Annotated in this window: 13 protein-coding genes, 1 tRNA gene and 4 pseudogenes; 16 read left to right on the forward strand and 2 right to left on the reverse strand. The window is 34.6% G+C overall.

What is annotated here, in order from left to right:
* Positions 1-251: pseudogene (locus STRDD10_RS11545) on the forward strand (transposase); the annotation flags it as partial.
* 38 nt (positions 252-289) lie between these two features.
* On the opposite strand, the gene STRDD10_RS05345 reads toward STRDD10_RS11545, so the two are convergent.
* Both STRDD10_RS05345 and rlmH read right to left on the reverse strand, forming a co-directional pair.
* Positions 290-363: transfer RNA gene (locus tag STRDD10_RS05345), tRNA-Arg, on the reverse strand.
* Between the two features lie 43 nt (positions 364-406).
* The gene (rlmH, locus tag STRDD10_RS05350) at positions 407-886 is read right to left on the reverse strand and encodes a 23S rRNA (pseudouridine(1915)-N(3))-methyltransferase RlmH (protein ID WP_067193730.1); all 480 of its coding nucleotides are present in this window, start codon (positions 884-886) and stop codon (positions 407-409) included.
* 173 nt (positions 887-1,059) lie between these two features.
* Between rlmH and STRDD10_RS05355 the strand changes: the two genes are divergently transcribed.
* The 15 genes and pseudogenes from STRDD10_RS05355 (at position 1,060) to ftsH (ending at position 17,613) form a co-directional block, all read left to right on the forward strand.
* Positions 1,060-2,205 carry a S1C family serine protease gene (locus STRDD10_RS05355; protein ID WP_067193732.1) on the forward strand — a complete coding sequence of 382 codons (1,146 nt, stop codon included), beginning with the start codon at positions 1,060-1,062 and terminating at the stop codon, positions 2,203-2,205.
* Positions 2,206-2,258: 53 nt separating this feature from the next.
* Positions 2,259-3,021, forward strand: a pseudogene (locus STRDD10_RS05360) (ParB/RepB/Spo0J family partition protein).
* Positions 3,022-3,230: 209 nt separating this feature from the next.
* Positions 3,231-4,601 carry a chromosomal replication initiator protein DnaA gene (gene dnaA, locus STRDD10_RS05365; protein ID WP_067193734.1) on the forward strand — a complete coding sequence of 457 codons (1,371 nt, stop codon included), beginning with the start codon at positions 3,231-3,233 and terminating at the stop codon, positions 4,599-4,601.
* A gap of 150 nt (positions 4,602-4,751) precedes the next feature.
* Entirely contained in the window at positions 4,752-5,888 is a 1,137-nt protein-coding gene (gene dnaN, locus STRDD10_RS05370; protein WP_067193735.1) for a DNA polymerase III subunit beta, read from the forward strand.
* A gap of 80 nt (positions 5,889-5,968) precedes the next feature.
* Complete coding sequence (locus STRDD10_RS05375; RefSeq protein WP_067193737.1) at positions 5,969-6,163, forward strand: DUF951 domain-containing protein; 195 nt, start codon at positions 5,969-5,971, stop codon at positions 6,161-6,163.
* Between the two features lie 85 nt (positions 6,164-6,248).
* Positions 6,249-7,364, forward strand: coding sequence for a redox-regulated ATPase YchF (ychF, locus tag STRDD10_RS05380; protein WP_067193739.1), 1,116 nt, complete (start codon positions 6,249-6,251; stop codon positions 7,362-7,364).
* A gap of 72 nt (positions 7,365-7,436) precedes the next feature.
* Complete coding sequence (pth, locus tag STRDD10_RS05385; RefSeq protein ID WP_067193741.1) at positions 7,437-8,006, forward strand: aminoacyl-tRNA hydrolase; 570 nt, start codon at positions 7,437-7,439, stop codon at positions 8,004-8,006.
* Positions 8,007-8,009: 3 nt separating this feature from the next.
* Positions 8,010-11,496, forward strand: a pseudogene (gene mfd / locus STRDD10_RS05390) (transcription-repair coupling factor).
* Positions 11,497-11,795: 299 nt separating this feature from the next.
* Positions 11,796-12,062, forward strand: a complete 267-nt coding sequence (locus STRDD10_RS05395; protein ID WP_067193743.1) for an RNA-binding S4 domain-containing protein — start codon at positions 11,796-11,798, stop codon at positions 12,060-12,062.
* Positions 12,055-12,423, forward strand: a complete 369-nt coding sequence (locus tag STRDD10_RS05400) for a septum formation initiator family protein (RefSeq protein WP_067193744.1) — start codon at positions 12,055-12,057, stop codon at positions 12,421-12,423. Before STRDD10_RS05395 ends, STRDD10_RS05400 begins: the two co-directional genes overlap by 8 nt.
* A gap of 1 nt (position 12,424) precedes the next feature.
* Positions 12,425-12,547 carry an SP_0009 family protein gene (locus STRDD10_RS11125; protein WP_269450116.1) on the forward strand — a complete coding sequence of 41 codons (123 nt, stop codon included), beginning with the start codon at positions 12,425-12,427 and terminating at the stop codon, positions 12,545-12,547.
* On the forward strand, positions 12,540-13,817 hold the full coding sequence (locus STRDD10_RS05405) for a serine hydrolase (RefSeq protein WP_067193746.1): 1,278 nt from the start codon (positions 12,540-12,542) through the stop codon (positions 13,815-13,817). Before STRDD10_RS11125 ends, STRDD10_RS05405 begins: the two co-directional genes overlap by 8 nt.
* Positions 13,814-15,087 (forward strand): annotated as a pseudogene (gene tilS, locus STRDD10_RS05410) (tRNA lysidine(34) synthetase TilS). The gene STRDD10_RS05405 and the pseudogene tilS overlap by 4 nt, the downstream one beginning before the upstream one ends.
* 4 nt (positions 15,088-15,091) lie before the next feature.
* Positions 15,092-15,634 (forward strand): hypoxanthine phosphoribosyltransferase, encoded by a 543-nt coding sequence (gene hpt / locus STRDD10_RS05415; protein WP_067193748.1) that lies wholly within the window; start codon positions 15,092-15,094, stop codon positions 15,632-15,634.
* A gap of 17 nt (positions 15,635-15,651) precedes the next feature.
* Entirely contained in the window at positions 15,652-17,613 is a 1,962-nt protein-coding gene (gene ftsH, locus STRDD10_RS05420; protein WP_067193749.1) for an ATP-dependent zinc metalloprotease FtsH, read from the forward strand.

Consider the following 17,613-nt stretch of genomic DNA (forward strand, 5'->3'; position numbering starts at 1 on the left):
GAGGACAATCTAAAACAGGTTCATCCTCTTTTTCAGACTGTCTTTAAAACCTTCCTCAAAGATAAAGAGAAAATTGTCAACGCTCTTCAACTACCCTATTCTAACGCCAAGTTGGAGGCAACCAATAATCTCATTAAACTCATCAAACGCAATGCCTTTGGTTTTCGGAACTTTGAAAACTTCAAAAACGGATTTTTATCGCTCTAAACATCAAAAAAGAAAGGACGAAATTCGTCCTTTCTCGATCTTAGCTTTTCTTCAACCCACTACAGTTGACAAAGAGCCACTTTGATCCCAGCAGGATTCGAACCTGCGACCGTTCGCTTAGAAGGCGAATGCTCTATCCAGCTGAGCTATGAGACCAATACTCTCTTATTCTACCAAAAAATGACAGATTCGTCAATGATTACTTATGATAGGGGCTTCCTTGTTGAATCATAAAGGCACGATAGATTTGCTCAACCAAGACCAAGCGCATAAGCTGGTGAGGAAGTGTGATTTTCCCAAAACTCATAAGAAGATTAGCACGTTTTTTTACTGCTAAATCAAGTCCTAAACTGCCTCCTATAATAAAAGTAATATTTGAGTAACCTTTAATAGTCGTTTCTGCCAAAATCTGGCTAAATTTTTCAGAAGGAAACTGTTCTCCTTCAATAGCTAAAACAATGACAAACTCGCGATCTGAAATTTTAGCTAAAATACGCTCAGCCTCTTTTTTCATAATTTTCTGATTTTCAGCCTGACTAGCTCGGTCAGGTGTTTTTTCATCTAATAACTCCACTATTTCAAATTTGGTAAAGCGACTAAGTCGTTTACTGTATTCGGCAATCCCGTCTTTTAAATATTTTTCTTTCAGTTTTCCAACTGTAACTAATTTTATTTTCATGATTTCATTATATCATATCCCCAAATTTTTCACATGTTATTCACAGTTTTAGAGTACTCTTATCTTCATAAATGAACAGTTTTCATAAAGTTATCCACAAATTGTGGATAACTTTATTCTTTAAGTTAAGATTAAGTTTTTAGGATTATAGTTATATTAAAAGGAGGAAAATCATGAAAAAATATGTACAACCTTTATTTGTGCTGATTATTGGATTTATCGGGGGGTTATTAGGTGCTCTCCTCTTAACTCAACAACAAGACAGCTCTGTTATCAGTGGACAAAATAACACAAAAACTGTATCTTATTCAAACTCAAACTCCACAACTGAAGCTGTAAAAAAAGTTCAGGATGCTGTTGTATCTGTTATTAATTACTCTCAAACAGAAGGTAGTAGTTCTAGCCTTGATAATGAAGAGTCTATCTCAGGAGAAGGTTCAGGAGTTATTTATAAGAAAGATAAGCAGTATGCCTATATTGCCACCAATAACCATGTTGTAGACGGTGCTCAATCACTTGATATTCAATTATCCGATGGAACAAAAGTTGCCGGAGAACTAGTTGGAGCCGACACTTACTCTGATCTAGCAGTTGTTCGTATTCCTGCTGATAAAGCACCTGCTGTTGCTGAATTTGCTGATTCAAGTAAAGTAAACGTTGGAGAAACTGCAATTGCTATTGGTAGTCCTCTAGGGACCGAATATGCAAATTCTGTAACCCAAGGAATCGTATCTAGTCTTAGTCGAAATGTTAGCTTAACAACCGAAGATGGACGAGCTGTTTCAACGAATGCCATTCAAACAGACGCAGCAATTAATCCAGGAAATTCAGGTGGTCCTCTCATTAATATACAAGGACAAGTAATAGGAATCACATCTAGCAAAATATCTGTTAGCCGTAGTTCTGGAGTAGCAGTCGAAGGAATGGGATTTGCCATACCTTCAAATGATGTTGTTAATATCATCTCACAACTAGAGGAAAATGGAAGCGTATCACGCCCAGCTCTAGGTATTCAAATGATAAACTTAGCAAACTTATCTAGTTCAGATATCAGTAGATTAAACATCCCATCAACACTAAAAGGTGGAGTAGTTGTTCGATCTGTTCAAGAAAATATGCCTGCTGATGGTAAACTAAAGCAATATGATGTGATTACTAAAGTTGACGATACCGAAATATTGTCAACAAGTGATTTGCAATCTGCCCTTTACAAACATCAACTAAACGATGAAATTAACATCACCTTTTATCGCAATGGTAAAGAAGAATCTACAACAATAAAATTAACAAAATCATCGCAAGATTTATCAACTGAATAAAATAAATTGACACATCTTTACAATTCAGTAAAGGTGTGTTATTCTATATAAAGATGGAAAAATTAATACACCTTCCCATAGATGACATTAGTGTCAACCCTTATCAACCTAGACTTGAATTCTCCTCCGATAAGTTGACAGAATTAGCAGAATCTATCAAACAAAATGGTTTGATTCAACCCATCATCGTTAGAAAATCAACAATTCTTGGTTATGAATTATTAGCAGGAGAACGAAGACTTAGAGCTTCTCGATTGGCTGGTTTACAGCTTATTCCAGCTATTGTCAAAGAATTGACAGACCAAGAAATGATGTTACAATCTATTATTGAAAACCTTCAAAGAGATAACCTCAATCCTATTGAAGAAGCAAAATCTTATCAAACTTTAGTAAATAGAGGTATGACTCATGAAGAACTGGCAAAATCTATCGGAAAATCTCGTCCCTATATCAGTAATAGCTTACGCCTACTTCAATTAAGTTTGTCTATTCAACAGTCCGTTATAAACCAAACGATTTCTCAAGCTCATGCACGTCTTTTAGTCTCATTTTCTCCAAAAGAACAAGAAGAATGGTTGCAGCGAATCTTACATGAAGAACTATCCGTTCGTCGTCTAGAGGAATTAACCAAGAGCAAAAAGAAAAGAAAAAAACTATTCTAAAAAAGATATTTTTCAAGAATCAATAGAAGAGGAGCTAAAAAAACAATTAGGACTCAAAGTTCATCTAAAGAGCAGTGATGGAAAAAAAGGAATTTTACAGATTGAATTTGAATCCCTAGAAGAACTTAACAGAATTATCAACAGTTTCAAATAATAATGTGGATTTATTTGTTTTAATCAACAGGATTGTCCACACTATTTCTTTCCAGGAAAGCTTGTTTTCTAAGGCTTTCCTTTTTTATTCACAAGTTGTGGAAAACTCTTATCCAAAATGTGAATTATTTTTATTTACTTGTGGAAAACTGACTCCTTTTATGGTAGAATCATTAAGAGAGGCTTACATTAAATGAAAAGGAGGGGGAAATGAGTCAACAAGATAAGCAATTCTGGAGCCGTATCCTTGAGTTAGCAGAAGAAAAAATACTAAAAAAACAAAATCAACAAGCTGCCTTTGAGTTTTTTGTCAGTGATGCTCAACTTATCAAAGTAGAGGGAGATACGGCTACTATTTTCTTAGATAACGAAAGTAAAGCCCTTTATTGGGATCGTAATTTAGGAGATATTGTCTTAACTGCTGGTTTTGAAATCTATGGACGGCAAATTCTAGCCCATTATATTTTTGAAAAAATTGAAGCCGTCTATGAAGTTCAATCTTCCAACCATTCTATTGAAACTACTTCAAACAAAAAAGCTCCAGTACAAACTGAACAAACCGGTTTAAAATCAAAATACACCCTAGACAACTTTGTACAAGGTCCTGGAAATCAATGGGCTAAGGCGGCCGCTCTAGCTGTCTCAGAAAACCCAGGTGGATCATATAATCCACTCTTTATTTACGGAGGTCCTGGATTAGGAAAAACACATCTAATCAACGCTATCGGAAATGAAATTCAAACTAACTTCCCTCAAGCACGAATAAAATACGTCTCAGCAGATTCTTTCATTAACGAATGGATTGAAAGTCTCAGACTTCATACTACCGACCTTTTTAAAGAAACCTATCGAAATTTAGATTTGCTCTTGATTGATGATATTCAAGCAATTCGTAAAAAAGAATCAACCCAAGAAGAATTTTTTAACACTTTCAATGCCTTATATGCAGATAATAAACAAATTGTTCTAACCAGCGATCGAACTCCTGATCAATTGGAAGGACTGGAAGAGCGTCTTGTTACGAGATTTAAGTGGGGATTAACTCAAGATATCACACCTCCAGATTTTGAAACTCGAATCGCCATCTTAAGAAATAAAATTCAAGAGTTTGCTCTTCATTTTCCAAATGAGACTATTGAATACTTAGCAGGACAATTTGATTCCAATGTCAGAGAATTAGAAGGTGCTCTCAAAGATATTAACCTTCTCGCTAGTTTTCAGAATATAAAAGAAATTACAATTGAAGTAGCAGCACAAGCAATTCGATCTAGAAAACAAGATGCGACCTTAGTAAAAATTATTCCAATTGAACGAATTCAATCAGAAGTTGGAAACTTTTATGGTGTAAGCATCAAAGAGATGCAGGGGAGCAGAAGGCTACAACACATTGTTCAAGCGCGTCAGATTGCTATGTACCTAGCGCGTGAGTTGACAGATAACAGTCTACCCAAAATTGGAAGAGCTTTTGGAGGAAAAGATCACACGACTGTTATTCATGCTCATACAAAAGTAAAATCTGCTTTAAAAAATGATGAAAACCTTGCTAGGGAAATTGATGCCATTAAAGCAAAAATAAAGTAACCTTGTGGATAAGTTTTAACTTTTATCCACAAGGTTACTCACATTCTTTTTTCTTAGAGCACCATGGTCTGAACTTCAATTTCCACATTATCCACAGAGCCTACTACTACTAACACTCTAATAATACTATTAATAATAAAAGGGGAATCCATGATTCATTTTTCAATTAATACTAATTTATTTCTACAAGCTTTAAATACTACTAAAAGAGCTATTTCAAGTAAAAATGCTATTCCAATTTTATCCACAATTAAAATTGATGTAACTAATGAAGGAATTACCTTAATTGGTTCAAATGGACAAATCTCGATTGAAAATTTTATTTCTATAGAAAATGAAAATGCAGGTTTACTCATTCATTCTTTAGGCTCCATTCTTTTAGAAGCTAATTTCTTTATTAATATCGTTTCTAGTCTTCCTGAAGTTACCCTTGATTTTAAAGAAATTGAGCAATATCAAATTGTTTTAACAAGTGGTAAATCTGAGATTACTCTAAAGGGAAAAAATGTTGAACAATATCCTCGTATCCAAGAAGTACCTGCAACAAATCCGTTACATCTTGAAACCAAAGTATTAAAAACATTGATTAATGAAACAGCATTCGCAGCTAGTACACAAGAAAGTCGCCCTATTTTAACTGGAGTACATTTTGTTTTAACTGAACATCAAGAATTAAAAACAGTTGCAACAGACTCTCATAGAATGAGTCAAAAAAAGATTCAACTGAAAAAAGCTGGAGATAATTTTGATGTTGTGATCCCAAGTCGGTCTCTACGCGAATTTTCAGCTGTTTTTACAGAGGATATCGAATCAGTTGAGATATTCTTCGCTAATAATCAAATTCTTTTTAGAAGCGAAAATATAAGCTTCTATACACGTCTTTTAGAAGGTAATTATCCAGATACAGATCGTTTGATTCCGAGAGAATTTCATACAGAAGTGATTTTTAATGTATCCAAACTTCGTCAAGCAATGGAAAGAGCGCGTCTTTTGTCAAATGCTACACAAAATGGTACTGTTAAACTTGAAATTACAACAGGGATTGTTAGCGCCCATGTGCATTCACCTGAAGTTGGACGAGTAAATGAAGAAATTGATACAGAACAAGTAAATGGAGAAGATTTAAGTATTAGTTTCAACCCAACCTATTTGATTGATGCCTTAAAGGCTCTTTCAAGTGAAAAAGTTGCAATTAGCTTTATTTCACCAGTTCGACCATTTACTTTAGTACCAAGTGAGAATGAAGAAGACTTTATCCAATTAATCACTCCGGTTAGAACGAATTAGAACCTTAAAAGAGGTAGATTCTTTCTAACCTCTTTTATCTTATGGAAAAATAATTTATTAAAGTAGGGAAAGGAAATAAAGTGTATCAAATTGGAAATTTTGTTGAAATGAAAAAACCACATGCTTGTGTGATTAAATCAACAGGCAAAAAAGCTAATCGTTGGGAAATTACTCGTGTAGGAGCAGATATTAAAATCAAATGCAGCAATTGTGATCATGTGGTTATGATGAGTCGTTATGATTTTGAACGAAAAATGAATAAGATTATTGAATAATAGCTCTTAGTTACGAGGGTTAGCAAGTTTTCCCTTTTTGTGTTATAATATTAGGGATTGAAACGTGAACGGAGAAAGAGAAACTATGGCTTTAACAGCAGGTATTGTTGGTTTACCAAATGTGGGCAAATCAACCCTTTTTAATGCAATTACAAAAGCAGGAGCAGAGGCAGCAAACTACCCATTTGCGACTATTGATCCAAACGTTGGAATGGTTGAGGTTCCTGATGAACGCCTCCAAAAATTGACTGAAATGATCACACCTAAAAAGACAGTGCCAACAACATTTGAATTTACAGATATTGCAGGGATTGTAAAAGGAGCTTCAAAAGGAGAAGGGCTAGGGAATAAATTCTTGGCCAATATCCGTGAAGTAGACGCGATTGTTCATGTAGTTCGTGCTTTTGATGATGAAAATGTGATGCGCGAGCAAGGACGTGAAGACGCCTTTGTGGATCCACTTGCAGATATTGATACCATTAACCTGGAGTTGATTCTTGCTGACTTAGAATCAGTTAATAAACGCTATGCGCGTGTAGAAAAGATGGCACGTACGCAAAAAGATAAAGAATCAGTAGCAGAGTTTAACGTTCTTCAAAAGATTAAACCAGTCCTTGAAGATGGAAAATCAGCTCGCACTATTGAATTTACAGATGAGGAACAAAAGGTTGTTAAAGGTCTCTTCCTTTTGACTACTAAACCAGTTCTTTATGTTGCTAATGTGGATGAGGATGTTGTTGGAGACCCAGATTCTATCGAATATGTGAAGCAAATTCGTGAATTCGCAGCGACAGAAAATGCTGAGGTGGTAGTTATTTCTGCGCGTGCTGAGGAAGAAATTTCTGAGTTAGACGATGAAGATAAGCAAGAATTTCTTGAAGCACTTGGCTTGACAGAATCAGGCGTTGACAAGTTGACTCGTGCAGCTTACCACTTACTTGGACTTGGAACTTACTTTACAGCTGGTGAAAAAGAAGTTCGCGCTTGGACCTTTAAACGTGGTATGAAAGCTCCTCAAGCAGCTGGTATTATCCACTCAGACTTTGAAAAAGGCTTTATTCGTGCAGTAACCATGTCATATGAGGATCTAGTGAAATATGGATCTGAAAAGGCTGTGAAAGAAGCTGGACGCTTGCGTGAAGAAGGTAAAGAGTATATCGTTCAAGATGGCGATATCATGGAATTCCGCTTTAACGTTTAATAACATTTAATAAATAGTGTCAATTAGGTTGGAAAAAATTCCAACCCTTTTGGCTTTTGAAAGGAAAAATAAATGACCAAATTGCTTGTTGGATTAGGAAATCCAGGGGATAAATATTTTGAAACTAAGCACAATGTTGGATTTATGTTGATTGACCAACTAGCGAAAAAACAGAATGTCGCCTTTACACACGATAAGATATTTCAAGCTGACCTAGCATCTTTTTTCCTCAATGGTGAAAAAATTTATCTTGTCAAACCAACGACCTTTATGAATGAAAGTGGAAAAGCGGTTCATGCTTTATTGACTTACTATGGTTTGGATATTGAAGATTTACTCATTATTTACGATGATCTTGACATGGAAGTTGGAAAGATTCGTTTAAGAGCAAAGGGATCGGCTGGTGGTCATAATGGCATTAAGTCTATAATTCAACATATAGGTACTCAGGTCTTCAATCGTGTTAAAATCGGAATTGGACGACCTAAGAATGGCATGTCAGTCGTTCATCATGTTCTAGGAAAATTTGAACAGAATGATTATATTACTATCCTCAATACTCTAGTTAAAGTAGAAGATACAGTTATAAGGTATTTAGAAGGGGAATCGATTGAAAAATTGATGCAAAGAGTAAATGGTTAAGGTATGAATAGTTTAGAAATTTTTTCTCAAAACAAAAAATACAAGAGTGGTTAGCAAACTGTCATAAAAAAAATCGTCAATTGGTACTAGGTTTTTCGGGGACTGCTAAGGCGATAGCTATGGCAACAGCTGTTGAAGAGGGACATAAAGTAGTTGTTTTAACAGCAACGCAAACTGATGCAGAAAAATTAGCCAGTGATTTAATTGAAATTCTTGGTGAGGAAAAAGTATTCACTTTTTTTGCAGATGATACACCTTTAGCTGAATTTGCTTTTTCTTCTCAAGAGAAAGTATATAATCGCTTGAAATCCCTCCAATTTCTTCTGTCAGAAAGTGCTGGGATTTTACTTGTTAATCTTTCAGGTAGCCGATTATTACTTCCAAATCCTGAATATTTTAAAAAAATTCATGTATCGTTCACGATTGGTCAAGAATTTGTCTTGGAGCATCTTGTGACAAGTTTGATGCATATGGGATATGATAAAGTTTCAAGAGTGACAAAACAAGGTGAATTCAGTCATCGAGGAGATATTATTGATATTTTTGATATTAATTCTCAAAACCCAATTAGAGTAGAATTTTTTGGAGACGAACTCGACGGAATTAGAGTATTTGATACAGTTTCCCAAACATCTATAGAAACGGTTTCTTCAGTAGTTATATCACCAGCAAGTGATATCTTGCTCTCTGAAAAAGAGTTTTCTATCCTAGAGAAACGATTGAATGAAGCAGTAAGTATATCCCAAAATGAGTTACAGAAATCATACTTGTCAGAAATTTTATTTGAAACTGAAAAAAAACATCTTCACTCAGATGTAAGAAAATTCCTTTCCCTTGCCTATGAAAAGGAATGGACAATTTTAAATTATCTTTCAAGAGCGGATTTGCTTTTTATTGACGATTTTCAACGAATTATGGAGAAACATGCTAGTTTTGAGCTGGAAGTTGCTGACATGTTGACAATTGATTTACAAAATAGTAAATCCTTACCTAACTTAGTTTACTTTGCAAATAATTATATAGATTATCGTCAACATAAACCCTCGACCTTTTTTTCAAACTTTCATAGAGGATTAGGGAACTTAAAGTTTGATCATTTATATCAGTTTAACCAACATTCCATGCAGGAATTTTTTAGCCAACTTCCAATGATGATTGATGAAATCAAGCGTTTTGAAAAGCTTAATTATAAGATTGTGATTCAGGTTACGACAGAAAATGCTTTACAATCTTTACAGAAAAATTTACAGGATTATGATTTTGATTTACAGTCCACTCTGGAAAAAAATATAAAAGTAGTAGCTCAAGTTGGCCATTTTTCTCAAGGTTTCCAATTTGTCGATGAAAAATTTGTCTTGATTACAGAAAGAGAAATTTTTCAAAAAAAATGCGACGACGAGTTCGTAGGCAAAACATTAGTAATGCTGAAAGAATAAAAGACTATAGTGAGCTTGAAAAGGGAGATTTTGTTGTTCATAATGTTCATGGAATTGGTCAGTATCTAGGACTTGAAACGCTAGAGATTTCAGGAATCCATAGAGATTATTTAACAGTACAATATCAAAACTCTGATCGAATTTCAATTCCTGTAGAGCAAATTCAACTTCTATCAAAATATGTGGCTTCAGATGGAAAAATCCCTAAAATTAATAAATTGAATGATGGGCGATTTCAAAAAACAAAGCAAAAAGTTGTTAAACAAGTTGAAGATATCGCTGATGATTTGTTGAAATTATATGCAGAAAGAAGTCTCTTGAAAGGTTTTGCATTTTCACCTGACGACCAAAATCAAGAGGATTTTGATAATGCTTTTATGTATGTAGAGACAGAAGACCAATTACGCTCGATAGAGGAAATTAAGAAAGATATGGAAAAAGAGACTCCCATGGATAGGCTATTGGTGGGAGATGTTGGATTTGGTAAAACTGAAGTTGCTATGCGTGCAGCTTTCAAGGCAGTTAATGATCACAAACAAGTAGCGATTTTAGTACCGACAACAGTTTTAGCACAACAGCATTTTGTAAACTTTAAAGAGAGATTTTCAGATTTTGCTGTAAACATAGATATCTTAAGTCGTTTTAGAACTAAAGTTGAACAGGTAGAAACGATTAAACAAGTTAAAAAAGGACAAGTTGATATCATTATTGGAACGCACCGCTTGTTATCAAAAGATGTCGAATTTGCAGACTTGGGTTTGATTGTTATTGATGAAGAACAACGCTTTGGTGTGCGACATAAAGAAAAGTTAAAAGAATTGAAAACAAAAGTTGATGTGTTAACTTTGACTGCAACTCCAATTCCTAGAACTTTGCATATGTCTATGTTAGGAATTCGAGACTTATCTGTTATTGAAACACCACCAACTAATCGTTATCCAGTTCAAACTTATGTTTTAGAAAAAAATGCAGCTGTTATTCGGGATGCAATTTTACGAGAAATTGATCGAAATGGACAGATTTACTACCTTTACAATAAAGTTGACACTATAGAAAGTAAAGTATCGGAATTACAAGACTTGGTACCGGAGGCAAATATTGGGTTTGTTCATGGACAAATGACGGAAGTTCGATTGGAAAATACTTTACTTGATTTTATAAACGGTGTCTATGATGTTCTTGTAACCACAACTATTATCGAGACAGGAGTAGATATTCCAAATGCTAATACCCTATTTATTGAAAATGCAGATCATATGGGCTTGTCAACCTTATATCAATTAAGAGGACGTGTGGGACGCAGTAGTCGGATTGCTTATGCTTATCTTATGTATCGACCAGATAAATCGTTAAATGAAATTTCAGAAAAACGTTTAGACGCAATAAAAGGCTTTACAGAGCTTGGTTCAGGATTTAAGATCGCTATGCGAGACTTGTCTATACGAGGTGCAGGAAATATTTTAGGTAGTTCTCAATCTGGCTTTATTGATTCAGTCGGTTTTGAGATGTATTCGCAGTTGTTAGAAGAAACAATCGCAAGAAAACAAGGTAAGAATACTATACGTACTCAATCAAATACTGAGTTAAATCTACAAATTGATGCTTATTTACCGAGTGAGTATATAAATGATGAGAGACAAAAAATTGAGATTTACAAGAGGATAAGAGAATTAGATAATAGGGACTCTTATACTGAACTTCAGGATGAATTGGTGGATCGCTTCGGGGAATATCCTGATGTCGTTGCCTATCTATTAGAGATAGGGTTGGCTAAAGCTTTTCTAAATAAAATTTTTGTGTCTCGTGTAGAAAAGAAAAATGAATGGATGAGTGTTCGATTTGAAAAAATAGCTCAACAATTTTTCTTGACCCAAGATTATTTTGAAGGTTTATCAAAAACAAGTTTACAGGCTCGCATTAGTGAAAATAAAGGTCTTATGGAAATCATCTTTACGACTAAGAATAAAAAGGATTTTGAAATTTTGGAAGCCTTAGTTCAATTTGGAGAACAGATGCTTGAAATTAAGATTAGAAAAAATAAAGATGCTTCATAAAATTTGTATCTAACTCATGAAAGTAATCGTCTATACGGGAGGTGTGGAGTTGATCGTATCAAAGTTTCCTATAAAAAATTAGGACCCTGAGCGTTTTATGCCATAAAAGCTATTTGGCAATAAACCGTGACAAAGAATGGTAGTCGCTGTTTGTGTTACCTTTCTGGGTTGGGAAAAAGACCTCTGTTTAATTGAGTTTTTTACCAACTTTCTTTTTGTTACATTCTATTGACAAATACAATCTATAACTGCTATTTTTTAAAAAAAATGATAGAATAATAAGGATTGTGAGGTGTACTATGAGATTAGATAAATTTATGAAAGTATCACGTATTATAAAGCGTCGAACAGTAGCTAAGGAAGTAGCAGATAAGGGAAGAATAAAAGTTAACGGTATTATGGCTAAATCTTCCACAGACTTAAAAGTTAACGATGAAATTGAAATTCGCTTTGGAAATAAATTATTAGTGGTTCGCGTCTTGGAAATGAAAGACTCTACTAAAAAAGAAGATGCAAACAAGATGTATGAAATCATTAGTGAAACAAGGGTAGAAGAAGATGTCTAAGAATATTGTTCAGATAGAAAATCAATATATTAGAGGTGAAGGACAACGACGTAAATTTTTAGCTGAAGAAGTTCGGAGAAAAAATCGGTTTATGGCTTGGGTTCTTATTCTAGTTATCCTTCTTTTTATTCTCCCTACATATAATTTGATGGAGTCTTATAAGTTGTTAATCAAAAGAAGAGAACAGTTAAGTCAACTTAAAAAGGAATACAAACAATTAGAGGAGAGAGAAAAAGCTCAGTCAGATTTAGCAAATAAGTTGAAAGACGATGACTATGCAGCTAAATATGCAAGAGCTAAATATTTTTATTCTAAGGAGGGGGAGTATATTTACAATGCTCCCAATATATTACCCCAATAAAATGGAAAATTTACTAACTACAATTGAACAATTTCTTGCTTATTCGGATGAAAAACTTAAGGAATTAGCTGTAAAAAATCAAGAATTAAAATTAACAGAAAGGAGTCAGTCAGAGCATGCGTAAGTATTTCTTCCTTCTACTTTCTTTATCAGGGTTATTAACAACTCAAACAGTCATTAGTACTGAACAGGGATTGACCAAGGAACAAGAGCATGTATTGACAACTTCTAATCAAGATTTATTCTATAATCACGTTTTAAAAAATCCTAATGTTTACCAAGAATTAGTAACTTATAAAAATGCAGATTTAACTCTTCCTTCAGGGAAATTATTACCCAATACTTCTTTTGAAATTACAGAACTCCGTGTCAATCAACAAGGGATTCCAATTTTTAAATTAAAAGATAATAACTTTATAGTGGCGGATAAGAGATTTGTTTTTGATGATGTAGTATTGTCTAATGAAGTAGTTAATAAAACCGTTTGGATTAAGAAAGGTTTTAAACTTTATGAAAAACCACTTGTAAATAACGTCAAAGAGGTATCCAGTAAATTGACAAGCTACAGTAAAGTAACGATTAGTCAAGTAAGTAAAACCAATCAAGGTGATTTTGCTTATATTGATGGTATAGGCTGGATTAGCACTGAATTTATAAGTGATACTGATAATAGGATAGACAAAGTTCAAGAGCTATTAACTAGTAAGTATCAAAGAGAAAACCTCTCTATCTTTGTGAAACAAATTGACAATGACTTGACAGCTGGTGTAAACGAAGATAAAGAAATGTACTCTGCAAGTATTACTAAACTTCTTTACCTATACTATAGTCAAAAAATGATAAATGAGGGAAATTATTCTCTTCGTTCTCCTTTAAGATATAAAGAGGAGGTAAATGATTTTTCAGGGGCTTACGAAACAGCAGGAACTGGAAGCTTACCTAAAGATGCGGATAATAAGGACTATAGTGTAGAGGACGTCATTAGTCGCACCGCAAAAGAATCGGATAATGTTGGAAGTAATTTATTAGGTTATTATTTAGCTAATCAATCTGATGAGAGATTTCACCGAACAATTGATCAATTAGCAGGAAGACATTGGGATGTAGAAGAGCGTGATGCTTCTACTCGCATGGCTTCCTATGTGATGGAAGCACTATATCATCAAGGTGGGTTCGTACTCGATTCTATGTTAGAAACACAATTTGATAATCAGAGAATTTCTAAAGATATAGATGTAAAAGTAGCCCATAAAATTGGCGATGCCTATGATTTTAAACACGATGTTGCGGTAGTCTATACAGATACACCATTTATTCTCTCTATTTTTACAGAACACTCTGATTATGATACAATTTCTCAAATAGCTAAGGATATTTATGAGGTACTGAAGTGATAAAAGAAGATTTTCTAACGACTTGCTTGGAAAAAGGATATTTTGAACAACATCAGCGAGTTTTAGTAGCAGTATCAGGTGGGCTTGATTCGATGTTTTTATTGGAATGCCTATCTCAATTTCAAAATAAGTTAGAAATAGAAATTGCTATTGCACACATTAATCATAAGCAAAGAAAAGAATCGGATGATGAAGAAAATCAAATAAAAAAAATAGCAGAAAAACTTGGTGTAGCTTGTTATACATCAAGTTTTTCTGGAAATTTCTCAGAAAATAATGCCCGTGATTTTCGGTATCAATTTTTTCAAACAATAATGGAAAAAAAACATTATACTTGTTTAGTGACGGCACATCATGCTGATGATCAAGTTGAAACTGTTTTGATGCGACTTATTCGTGGGACGCGGTTACGATATTTTACAGGGATAAAAGAGAGACAAAAATTTGCCAACGGCGAGCTCATTCGTCCTTTGCTACACTTTTATAAATCCTCTTTTCCAGAAGTCACTCATTTTGAAGATCAATCCAATTTTGGAACAGATTTTCTTAGAAATAGAATACGAAATCTCTACTTGCCAAAATTAGAGCATGAAAACCCACGTTTACGACAAGGTATTCTTGACTTTTCTAAACAGATTGACATTCTATACCAAAGTATAACTGAATTAACTGATAATATCAATATAACAGATTTAAAAGTATTTCATACCTTTAGCCCAGCCACTCAATCTGTTTTATTAGAACAATATTGCTTGAATTTTCCTGATTTACAGCTAACAAAATCACAATTTAGCCAAGTTTTACATATTTTACAAGGAAATAAGTATTATCATCATCATTTGAAATCAGGATATGAACTATATAAGAATGATAGTCTATTCGAAATAAGAAAAATCAGTCTGCAGTCCGATAGTCAAAAAAGGTCAGTTTTGTTACAATATAAACAAGAGTCTTGTTTTAAAGATTATCTTTTTTCTTTTGGAACCAAAATAGATGGAGAAAATGTTGAGGTATATCATGTTTCACGTGAAACACCTATCCTTCTTCGTTTGAGACAACCACATGATAAGATAGTTCATAATGGAATGACAAAGAAATTGCGACGTTTTTTATTAATGAGAAAATTTCTAAAGAAAAAAGAGAAGAGGCTGTTGTTGTTGAACAATCAGGAAATATATTAGGGATTGTCGGGGTTGTGACTAGTGATTTGAGTAAGTTTCAAAAAAGTGATATAATAAATAGTAAACTTTATATTCAAAGGAATAGGTAATACCATGTTAGAACAAGATATTAAGAAAATTTTGATTTCCCATGATGAGATTGTAGCAGCAGCTCAAAAACTTGGTGCCCAGTTGACTGCAGAATATGCAGATAAAAATCCTATCTTGATTGGTGTTTTGAAAGGTTCTGTTCCATTTATGGCAGAATTGATCAAATATATTGATACTCATATTGACCTTGATTTTATGGTGGTTTCTAGTTATCATGGTGGAACAGCAAGTAGTGGAGTAATTAATATTAAACAAGATGTAGGGCAAGATGTTGCAGGTCGTCATGTAATTTTTATTGAAGACATTATTGATACAGGTCAAACATTGAAGAATCTTAGAGATTTATTTAAGGAAAGAAATGCCGCTTCTGTAAAAATTGCAACTTTGTTGGATAAGCCTGAAGGGCGTGTTGTTGAAATAGACGCTGATTACACTTGTTTTAATATACCAAATGAATTTGTTGTTGGCTATGGTCTTGACTACGATGAGCATTATCGTAATCTTCCATATATTGGTGTATTAAAAGAAGAAGTGTATTCAAATTAGAAGGAATAATTATATAGATGAATAATAATAGTCGAAACAGTTTTGTTCGAAATCCTTTTCTGTATATCTTAATTGTAGTGGCTCTTGTTACAGGTTTTCAGTATCTTTTTGCTGGAAATGTAACAGGTCGTAGTCAACAAATTAATTATACTCAGTTGACAAAGGAAATCACCGATGGTAATGTGAAAGACATTAGTTACCAACCAAATGGGAGTGTTATTGAAATTTCTGGTACTTATAAAAATGCTAAGGATGTTCAGGAAGAATCAGGGATACAATTCTTTACTCCTGCTACGACGAAGGTAAGTCGTTTTACAAGTATTATTTTATCCTCTGAAACCAGTCTATCAACAGTACAGGACTTAGCTAGTCAATCTGGAACAGAAGTTACAGTTCGTCGAGAAAGTTCAAGCGGAATGTGGATTAGCATTTTGACAACGATTGTTCCATTCGGAATTTTTGCCTTTTTCTTATTTTCATTAATGGGACAGACTGGTGGCAATGGTGGCCGAAATCCAATGAGTTTTGGACGTAGCAAGGCCAAAACTGCTAACAAGGAAGATATCAAGGTTCGTTTTTCAGATGTTGCAGGTGCGGAAGAAGAAAAACAAGAATTGGTCGAAGTTGTTGAATTTCTTAAAGATCCAAAACGCTTTACCAAACTAGGTGCCCGGATTCCAGCAGGTGTCTTACTTGAGGGACCTCCAGGAACCGGTAAAACCCTCCTTGCTAAGGCTGTCGCTGGAGAAGCAGGAGTTCCATTCTTCTCAATCTCTGGTTCTGATTTTGTCGAGATGTTTGTCGGAGTTGGTGCTAGTCGTGTCCGTTCCCTTTTTGAAGATGCTAAGAAAGCAGCGCCAGCTATCATCTTCATCGATGAGATTGATGCTGTTGGTCGCCAACGTGGAGTAGGCCTTGGTGGTGGAAATGATGAGCGGGAACAAACTCTCAACCAATTGTTGATTGAAATGGATGGTTTTGAAGGTAATGAAGGTATTATTGTCATTGCAGCAACCAACCGCTCAGATGTTCTCGACCCAGCCCTTCTTCGTCCAGGACGATTTGATAGAAAAGTTTTGGTTGGTCGTCCAGACGTCAAGGGTCGTGAGGCTATTCTGAAAGTCCATGCTAAAAATAAACCATTAGCAGACGATGTAGATTTAAAACTTGTTGCTCAACAAACTCCTGGGTTTGTGGGTGCTGATTTGGAAAATGTCTTGAATGAAGCAGCCCTAGTTGCTGCTCGTCGTAATAAAAAAGTTATCGATGCATCCGATATTGATGAAGCGGAAGATCGAGTCATTGCAGGTCCATCGAAGAAAGATAAGACCGTTTCTCAGAAAGAAAGAGAATTGGTGGCTTATCATGAAGCAGGACATACGATTGTTGGCTTAGTATTGTCTAATGCACGCGTGGTTCATAAGGTAACTATTGTACCACGTGGTCGTGCAGGTGGCTATATGATTGCTCTACCAAAAGAAGACCAAATGTTGCTTTCAAAAGAAGATATGAAGGAACAATTAGCAGGTCTCATGGGTGGTCGAGTTGCTGAAGAAATTATCTTTAATGTTCAGACAACAGGTGCCTCTAACGACTTTGAACAAGCTACTCAGATGGCGCGTGCCATGGTAACAGAATATGGAATGAGTGATAAACTCGGACCAGTCCAATATGAAGGAAACCATGCCATGTTTGGTGCTCAAACACCTCAAAAATCTATTTCAGAACAAACAGCTTATGAAATTGATGAGGAAGTGCGTTCATTCTTAAATGAAGCTCGCAATAAAGCAGCTGATATTATCCAAAATAATCGTGACACCCATAAATTGATTGCTGAGGCTCTTCTCAAATATGAAACATTGGATAGTGCGCAAATCAAATCTCTTTACGAAACTGGAAAAATGCCAGAAGAGTATGAGGAAGAAGATAGTCATGCTCTTTCATATGAAGAAGTAAAATCCAAGATTGATGAAGAATAG

The sequence above is a fragment of the Streptococcus sp. DD10 genome (assembly GCF_001578805.1).
In the GTDB taxonomy this organism is placed as follows: Bacteria; Bacillota; Bacilli; order Lactobacillales; family Streptococcaceae; genus Streptococcus.